Raw genomic sequence first — 8493 nt, 5'->3', positions numbered from 1 at the left:
GTCCTGCTCCCGGACCATCGGGCCGACCTTGACCTTCTCATCCAGCGGGTTGCCGGTCGTCAGCGCGGCCACCTTGGTCCTCAGGGCCTCGACGAAGTCGCCGTAGATGCGGCGGTGGGGGATGACCCGCTGGGTGGAGATGCAGACCTGCCCGGCGTTGGCGTAGCCGGTCGCCGCCGTGGCCGCCGCCACCTTCTCCAGGTCGGCGTCGGGCATCACGATGAGGGGGGAGTTGCTCCCCAGCTCCATCGTCACCTTCTTGATCCCCGCCACGTGGCAGATCCGCTCCCCCACGTCCCGGCTCCCGGTGAAGGTGATCTTCCGGACCCGGCGGTCCGCGCAGAGGAGATCCCCGATCTCGCCGCCGCGGCCCGTCAGGCACTGGATTGCCTCGGGGGGGAGCCCGGCCTCCAGGAGGACCTCGGTCAATTTCAGGGCCGAGAGCGGGGTGTCCGTCGCCGGCTTGATGACCACGCTGTTCCCCGCGGCGAGCGCCGGCCCCACCTTGTGACAGACGAGGTTCAGCGGGAAGTTGAAGGGGCTGATGGCCACCACCACCCCGCACGGGACGCGGAGGGTGAAGCCGAGCTGGCGGGTGGCCCCGGGCGCGCCGTCGAAGGGGATGGTCTCCCCATGGATGCGCTTGGCCTCCTCCGCGGAGACCATCAGGGTCTGCACCCCCCGGCTGGCCTCGTAGCGCCCCTCCCCGATGATCTTCCCCTCCTCCAAGGTGATGGTGCGGCCGAAGTCCTCGACGCGCGCCTCCAGGAGGTCGGCGGCCTTCTTCAAGATCTTGTAGCGCTCGTAGCCGGGGAGCTTGGCCATCGCCTTCGCCCCGCGGGTGGCGCTCTCCAGCGCCCGGTCCACGTCGGCCTTATCCGCCTGCGGGACCGTGTCCACGACGCTCCCGTCGAAGGGGTTCAGCACCTCGATCTTCTTGGGCTTGTCCAGCCACTGGCCTGCCACGTACATCTTCATGGCTCTCTCCCTTTCTTCTCCCTTCCTCGCGATGCGCCGGGACGCTCCCCGACGACTTCTCGTGACCCGAAGCCAACCTACCAGCCGGCCCCGGGCCAGGTCAAGCCCTGCCCGGCGCCCCGCTCGCGCCTAGGCGCGGCGGCGGGCGCCCGGCCCGTCCCCCGCCGCGGCCAGGAGCCGGAGGAGGCGGGCCTTGCTCCGGATCTTCGCCTCGACGCTGACCAACTCGATGATGAGCGGCCCGGAGAAGCGCATGGCGCGGAGCAGCCGTAACGCCCCCGCGAAGTCCACCGTCCCCCTCCCGATCGCCAGGTGCTCGTCCACGACCCCCCGGTTGTCGGAGAGCTGGACCGCGCGGATCCGGTTCGGGAAGGCCCGGATGAATCGGGCCGCCCCCCCGGGAAGTAAATTACAGTGCGCCACGTCGAGGACCAGGCCGAGGAACGGGGACCGAATCCGCCGGAACAGGTCCGCGAACTCCTCCGCGGTCACCCCCAGGTACTGGAACTCCGAGCCCGGGGGGAGCCGGTTCATGTTCTCGATGACCAGGGGGACGCGGCGCCGCTCGGCGTGGTCCAGCGCCCGCGCGAGGGTCTCGTACATCGCCGCCCGCACCGTGTCGAGATAGACGCCGACGTGGAAGCCGCAGTGGATCACCAGATACTCGCAGCCGAGGGCGACGGTGAGATCGATGTACTCCTTGAGGTGCGCCGCCGCCGCCTTGCGGACGGTGGGCATGATCTCCGCGGTGTTGACGAACGAGGCGGAGTGGAGCCCGCAGCGGATCCCCGACCGCTCGGCGAGGGCCCGGACGCGCCGGATCCGCGCCCGGTCGAAGGTCTGGGGGAAGTTCACCGGGTTCTGACAGGCGAACTCGAGCCAGGAGACCCCGTGCCGGCGGGCCAGCGGGAAGTACCGCTCCACCGGACCCGAGGAGGCGGCGAACCCGATCTGCGCCGCCATCGGGAGCGGCGCACCTCGCTGTGACATCAGACATCTCTCCCGCGCGCGGGCGGGGCCGCAGCCGGCCCCGCCCCCTGGCGCGCCACGGCCTACTTCTTTCGCAGGCCGAGCTCCTCGATGATTGCGGTGAAGCGCTTCTCCTCGCTCGCGAGGAACTGCCGAAACGCCGCCGGGCTGAGGTAGAGGTCCACCGCCTTGGCGTTCCGGTTAAAGGTCTTCCAGGCCTCGGCCCCCATCGCCTTCTGCAGGGCCGCGGCGAGGGCCGCGACCCGCGGGGCCGGCGTCCCCTTCGGCGCCAGCACGCTCCGCCACTGCACCATGACCACGTTCCAGCCCTTCTCCTTCAGCGTCGGCACGTCGGGAAAGATCGGGCTCCGCTTCTCGCTCGCCACGGCGACCGGGACCATCTTCTTGGCCTCGATGTGCTGGAAGACCTCGGAGACGTTCCCGACCAGGACCTCCGCGTTCTTGCCGAGGAAGGCGAGGGTCGCCGGACCGCCTCCCTCGTGCGGGATGTACTCCACGTCGATCCCCGCGGCCTTCTCCCAGGAGAGCACGGTGAAGCTGTCGATCCCCCCGATGGCCGAGCCGGCCACCCGCACCTGCCGCGGGTTGGCCTTCGCGTACGCGGCAAGCGCGTCGATCGTCTTCCACGGCGCGTCCGGGTGGACGAAGAGCCACTCCTCCTCGGCGTGGATCCGGGCGACGGGTTCGAAGGCATCCCACTTCAGTTGCGCCTGGTTCGTGATGATCGGGGTGAGGATCGAGGAGCCGGCGTGCGCGAAGAGGATCGTGTGCCCGTCCGCGGGCCGCCCGCTGGCGTAGGCATTGGCGGCCGTCCCGCCGGCACCGGGCCGGTTCTCCACCACGAGCGGCTGGGGGAGGGCCGTCTTCGCCGCCTCGGCGAGCGCCCGGGCGAAGACGTCCGCCCCGCCGCCGGGCGAGAAGCCCACGACGAAGGTGATCGGGCGGGTCGGGAAGTCGGGGGCCTCTGCCCGGCCGGAGCCGCGCGGGACGAGGAGCCCGGCCAACAAGACGCCGAGCAGGAGGGCCACCGGTGTGAAGAGCCGCTTCCGCGCCATCGTCGTTCCTCCTCTCCTGTGCCTCTTCAAGGGTTTCGCTCCGTCGGGGCGGATCCCGCCGCCGCGGGAACGGGCGCCCGGCGCGCGCGCCAGAGCCGTGCCACGTGCACGGCCGCCGGGTACAGCAGGACACCGAGCGTCAGGACGAGCAGGACCGCGGAGGCCGGGCGCGTGACAAAGATGGCCCAACTCCCGTGGGAGATGATGAGCGACCGGCGGAGCTCGCTCTCCACCAGCACCCCGAGGACCATCCCGAGCACCGTGGCCGCGGGGGAGAATCCGTAGGCCGCCATGGCGTAGCCGACCACGCCGAAGACGAGAGCGAGCAGGGGGTTCAGCAGGAAGAGGTCCCCTGCGTAGGTGCCGATGACCACCAGCGCCAGGATCGAGGCGATGAGGACCGGGGGGGCCAGCCGCAGGGCCAGCATGCACAACCGGAGGATCACGATCCCCACCGGGATCATCAGCAGGTTCACGAGGATCAGCCCGGCGAAGAGCGTGTAGACCAGGTCCGTGTGCCGGGTCAGCAGGTAGGGACCCGGCACGATACCGTGCAGGATGAGCGAGGCGAGCATGATCGCCGCGGAGTTCGAGCCCGGAATCCCGAGCGCCAGGGTCGGGACCAGGTCCCCCCCCTGGACCGCGTTGTTCGCCGTCTCTGGCGCCGCCACCCCTTCCATCGAGCCTTTCCCGAAAAGGTCCGGCCGCCGCGACCAGCGCTTGGCCTCGTTGTAGGCGACGAAGGAGGAGGCCGTGGCGCCTGCGCCCGGCATGATCCCCACGATGAGCCCGACGATGGTGCCCACGACGGTCGCGCGCCAGACCTCGCGCAGCTCGGCGAAGGTCGGGAAGGCGGTGTGCGTCTTCCCCATCACCGCCACCGCACGGGCCGCCGGGCGCGCGATCTGGGCGAACATCTCCGAGACGGCGAAGAGGCCGATCATGACCGAGATGATGTCCACGCCGGCCACCAGCTCGGCCCGGCCGAACGTGAAGCGCAGCGACCCGGTGAGGGTGTCGATGCCGATGACCGTGAGGAGAAGCCCGAAGCAGCCGGAGGCGAGGCCCTTGAGGACGCTCGGGCCGGAGAGCCCCGCGATGAGGGTCAGGCCGAAGACGGCCAGCGCGCAGACCTCCGGCGAGCCGAAGAGGAGGACGACGTCGCCCAGCGGCACAACCAGCGCGATCAGGACCAGGATGCTGATGAGGCCGCCGATGGTCCCGCAGATGAGGGAAACGCCGAGCGCCTTGGCCGCGCGCCCCTGCCGGGTGAGTTCGTAGCCGTCGAGGAGACAGGCTGCCGCCCCGGGCGTGCCGGGCATGCGCATGAGGATAGCCGGGATCGAGCCCCCGTAGTTCGCGCCGGCCCAGACGCCGGCCAGCATGACCAGCGCCGTCTCCGCGTCGAGGGCGAAGGTGAAGGGCAGCGCCAGCGCCATGGCGACCGCGCCGCTGATGCCCGGGATCGCCCCGCCGATGACCCCCCAGGCGACCCCTGCGATCATGATCAGGATCCGGGGGCCGGTCAGCGCGGCGGCGAACCCGACCCCCAGGTGCTCGAGGACGCTCATGGCCGGGCGCTCACCACGGCAGCCTCCCGTCCAGGATGCCCTCGGGCACCGGGATGAGGAGGCCGAAGCGGAATGCCCCGTAGAGCAGACCGGTCACGAGGGGCGGAGCGATGAACAGCGCCCGCCGCGCGGCGCCCCCGTGGATCAGGATGATCGCGGCCACGTAGGGGGGGGTGGCAAGGAGAAACCCGAGCGGGGCGAACAGGGCAACGTAGGCGGCGGTCGCCGCGATGGCCCCGAAGAGACGGGCAGGAGAAATCGGCCCCGCCTCCGTCTCCCCCTCCGGGCCGGGCTCGAGGATCGGTCCCGTCCGTCCCTCCTCACCGGTCCCGAGGAGCGCGGTCCCGGCGAGGAGCACCCCGCAGAGGGCGATCCCCGCCCCGAGCGCGGCCGGGAAGGCCCGGGGGCCGAGCGGATCGGTCTGGACGCCCGGCTCAATCGTCCACGCCAGCGCGAGGACCGCCCCGCCGAAGGCGACGAGAAAGGCGCCGACGGCGAGCTCCCGGCGCACGGCTTTTCTTTCGTCGAGCGCACGAACGGGCATGGACGGTCCGGGGGATGGCGGGGGGAGAAGCGCCTGATGCTACGTCCGGTCCCGCGCGGTTGTCAAGGCACCGATGGATGGGGTCAGGGGCACTCAGTCGAGGTCGATGTCCCGCGCGGGGGGCGGAGTGGGAGGCTCGTCCTTCGCCTTCTTCAGGGCCTCCTGGAACTTGCGGTCCAGGACCTTCCCCTTGTCCTTCTCGGCCTGCATGGACTGGGCGAACTGCGCCTGGCGCCGGCCCGCCTCTCCCTTGAGCGCCTCCACCGCCTTCTTCAAATCGGCGACGGGCTTTTCCTTCGCGGGCTGCTCGTGGGACAGGACCGCCCGCACCTCCGGATCCACCGTGAGGCGGGCCCCGCAGCACGGGCAAACGACTTCAAAGGTTCCAGCCGGCTCCTCGGGCATGGCCACTCTCCGGTGAAGGATCTGCTCCCTTAGTAGCAGGGGGCAGCGGCGGGGTCAAGAGCGCGGCCAGGGCCCTCTCGTGCTACACTCCGGCCGCGAGGAGGCACCATGGCGGGGGACGGGGCGAGCCTGCTGCTTTACCGGGGGCGCGTCCGGAGCCTCGCGGGCGCGAGGGCGGACGGGACCTGGATCGCCCTCCGGGGAAACCGCATCCTGGCGGTCGGCCGGGGGCAGGTCCCGCGACGCCTCCGGTCCACCCCGGCCCTCAACCTGAAGGGGCGCACCGTCCTTCCCGCCTTCACCGACGCGCACGCCCACCTCCTGCGGATCGGTCTCCAGAGCCTCCAGCTCGACCTGCGCGGGTGCGCTGGGAAGGGGGACGTCCTCCGGCTGGTGGCTGCTCGGGCCCCGGAACTCCCCCCGGGGCGCGTCATCCGCGGATTCGGGTGGGATCAGACCGCGTGGGGGGAGGACGTCTTCCCGAGCCGCCAGGATCTGGACGCCGTGGCTCCGGCCCATCCGGTGTATCTGGAGCGGGTGGACGCCCACGCCGTCTGGGTGAACTCCCGGCTGCTCGAGGCGGCCGGCATCACGACCGCCACCCCCGATCCGCCCGGGGGCGCCATCCTCCGGGACGCCCGCGGTCACCCGACGGGCATCCTGGTCGACCGGGCCCGGGAGCTGCTCAGGCCGCAACTGCCCGACTGGAGCGAGGAGGAGCGGACCGCCGCCATCCTCGAGGGGGCGGCGGCCTGCCACCGGGTGGGCATCACGAGCCTGCACGATGCCGCCGTCAGCGCCGCCACCCTTCGTCTCCTCCATCGCCTCTTTGGGGAGGGGCGACTGCGGCTCCGGGTCTACACGATGCTGCACGACGAGGAAGCGGTGGCAGAGGCGCTGCCTCTGGGTCCCCGAGTCGGTCTGTACGACGGGCTCCTCACGATCCGCGCAGTGAAACTCTTCGTGGACGGCGCCCTGGGGTCGCGCGGCGCGGCCCTCCTCGAGCCCTACCAGGACGCGCCGGGGGAGCGCGGTCTGCTCCTGATGGACGAGGAGGCGATCGCTCAGGAGGCAGGCCGGGCCCTCACCTTCGGCTTCCAGGTCTCCGCCCACGCTATCGGTGACCGGGCCAACCGCGAGACCCTCCGGGCCTACCGGCGGCTCCGGGAGCCCTTCCCCGAGATCAGCGCGGCGCGGCTCCGGGTCGAGCACGCGCAGGTCGTCCACCCGGCCGACCGCGGCGCTTTCGGCGACCTCGGGCTGATCGCCTCCATCCAGCCGATCCACGCCACCACCGACATGCGCTGGGCGGCCGCCCGCCTCGGCCCCGAGCGGCTCGCCGGCGCCTACGCCTGGCGGAGCCTCCAGAAGGCCGGCGCCGTCCTGGCGGGGGGCTCCGACGCCCCCATCGAGGCACTCTCGCCCCTCGCCGGGGTGTATGCAGCCGTCACCCGACAGGATGCCGCGGGGAACCCGCCGGACGGCTTCCGGCCAGAGGAGGGGCTGACCGTCCGCGGGGCAGTGGACCTCTTCACCCGGGGCGCAGCCTACGCGGCCTTCGAGGAACAGGAGCGGGGGACCCTGCGCCCGGGAGCCCTCGCCGACCTCGTCGTCCTGTCGGCCGACCCCTTCCTCGCCGCCCCGAAGGAGCTCCTGGAGATCACGGTGGACCACACGATCCTCGACGGCACGGTCGTCTACGCGCGGGAGGGTGCGGACTAGGCCGGCGCGCCGGCCGCAGGAAGTGGGGGGAACGCCATGGCACGGACCTGGAGCACGTACCCGGCGGAGGCGCCGCGGGAAGTCTTGCGGTTGGCGGAGCAGGTGGAGGCGGACGGCGGGGCGGCGCTCGCCCTCTACCGGGAGCCGGTGGGACAGGCCTGGCAGATCTTCGCGCTCCTGCCCCTGGAGAAGGTCGAGCCGACCCCCTACCAGCGGGACCTCTCCAAGCCCCACGCGGACCGGCTGCGGGAGGTCATCAAGAAGCTGGGCCGGTTCGTGGACCCGGTGGTCGCGGTGGCCGCGGGGGCCGGCCGGTACTGGACGCCGAACGGGAACCACCGGCGGGCCGCCCTCGAAAAGCTCAAGGCCAAGTTCATCCCCGCCATCCTCATCCCGGAGATGGAGGTCGCCTTCCAGATCCTGGCCCTGAACACGGAGAAGGCGCACAACGTGAAGGAGAAGTCCCTGGAGGTCATCCGGATGTACCGGGGGCTGATGGAGCAGGAGGGGGGCAAGAGCGAGGAGGCCTTCGCCTTCCAGTTCGAGGCCCCGCACTTCATCACGCTGGGGCTCCTCTACGAGAAGAAGCCCCGGTTCGCCGGGGGGGCCTTCGCCCCGATCCTGCGGCGGGTGGACACGTTCCTGAAGGCGGGGCTGGGGAAGGCCTATGCGGAGCGGGAGGCGCGGGCAGGGAGGGTGGAGGAGGCCGACCGCGTGCTGGACGACGTGGTGAAGCGGCTCAAGCAGCGGGGGATCGCCCACCCCTACGTGAAGAACTTCGTCCTGGCCCGGTGCAATCCCCTCAGCCGGGCCCGGAAGAGCCTCCCGAGCTTCGAGCAGACCTTCGAGAAACTAACGGCCGCCCTGGAGAAGTTCGACCCCGAGAAGATCCGTCTCGAGGACATCGCCCGGGCGGCCGTCGCCGTGGCCGGCTAGGGAGGAAGATTACTTCGCGAGGCGGTACCTCTTGACGTAGGCCCAGAGCTTCTTGGTCATCTCGCTGGGGCTGACGGGCTTCTTCCCGAACACGTCCTCGACCGTCTCCTTCCGACCGCCGAAGTTGACGGCATACCCACCGAACGCCGGCTTCTTCGCCATGCCCCTCCTCCTTCCAGGTTACGGGTTACGAGGCCTCGGCGCGCCCGGGCGCCGCTCCCGCCTCTCGTCGGGGAAGCCTACCAGGCCAGCCGGGATTGTCAAGAGGGCGCTACGAGGGAAATTCGGGGCG

At 71.3% G+C, this 8493-nt stretch carries 9 protein-coding genes; 2 read left to right on the top strand and 7 right to left on the bottom strand.

All coding sequences use genetic code 11. The annotated features are described in order from the left end of the window. The 6 genes from VGT06_05430 to VGT06_05405 form a co-directional block, all read right to left on the bottom strand. Window positions 1-978: aldehyde dehydrogenase family protein (locus VGT06_05430; protein HEV8662573.1), on the bottom strand; the 978-nt coding region annotated here is incomplete at its 3' end. 129 nt (window positions 979-1107) lie between these two features. After that, window positions 1108-1968: a sugar phosphate isomerase/epimerase family protein gene (locus VGT06_05425; protein HEV8662572.1), complete on the bottom strand. Its 861-nt coding sequence runs from the start codon at window positions 1966-1968 to the stop codon at window positions 1108-1110. Between the two features lie 62 nt (window positions 1969-2030). Next, entirely contained in the window at window positions 2031-3023 is a 993-nt protein-coding gene (locus VGT06_05420) for a tripartite tricarboxylate transporter substrate binding protein (protein ID HEV8662571.1), read from the bottom strand. Window positions 3024-3049: 26 nt separating this feature from the next. Continuing rightward, window positions 3050-4594 carry a tripartite tricarboxylate transporter permease gene (locus tag VGT06_05415; GenBank protein HEV8662570.1) on the bottom strand — a complete coding sequence of 515 codons (1545 nt, stop codon included), beginning with the start codon at window positions 4592-4594 and terminating at the stop codon, window positions 3050-3052. Window positions 4595-4604: 10 nt separating this feature from the next. Next, on the bottom strand, window positions 4605-5138 hold the full coding sequence (locus VGT06_05410) for a tripartite tricarboxylate transporter TctB family protein (GenBank protein ID HEV8662569.1): 534 nt from the start codon (window positions 5136-5138) through the stop codon (window positions 4605-4607). Window positions 5139-5231: 93 nt separating this feature from the next. Continuing rightward, on the bottom strand, window positions 5232-5543 hold the full coding sequence (locus VGT06_05405) for a hypothetical protein (GenBank protein HEV8662568.1): 312 nt from the start codon (window positions 5541-5543) through the stop codon (window positions 5232-5234). 108 nt (window positions 5544-5651) lie between these two features. Between VGT06_05405 and VGT06_05400 the strand changes: the two genes are divergently transcribed. Together VGT06_05400 and VGT06_05395 are read left to right on the top strand one after the other, a co-directional pair. After that, the gene (locus VGT06_05400) at window positions 5652-7265 is read left to right on the top strand and encodes an amidohydrolase (GenBank protein HEV8662567.1); all 1614 of its coding nucleotides are present in this window, start codon (window positions 5652-5654) and stop codon (window positions 7263-7265) included. 36 nt (window positions 7266-7301) lie between these two features. Continuing rightward, window positions 7302-8201: a ParB N-terminal domain-containing protein gene (locus VGT06_05395; GenBank protein ID HEV8662566.1), complete on the top strand. Its 900-nt coding sequence runs from the start codon at window positions 7302-7304 to the stop codon at window positions 8199-8201. Window positions 8202-8210: 9 nt separating this feature from the next. Here VGT06_05395 and VGT06_05390 read toward each other — a convergent pair whose 3' ends face one another. Beyond that, window positions 8211-8363 carry a hypothetical protein gene (locus tag VGT06_05390; protein HEV8662565.1) on the bottom strand — a complete coding sequence of 51 codons (153 nt, stop codon included), beginning with the start codon at window positions 8361-8363 and terminating at the stop codon, window positions 8211-8213. Window positions 8364-8493: the final 130 nt, after the last annotated feature.

It is taken from the genome of Candidatus Methylomirabilis sp. (genome assembly GCA_036000645.1).
Lineage (GTDB): Bacteria > Methylomirabilota > Methylomirabilia > Methylomirabilales > JACPAU01 > JACPAU01.
The sequence above is the reverse complement of the archived record's forward strand: the minus strand, read 5'-3'. Positions and strand labels throughout refer to the sequence as shown.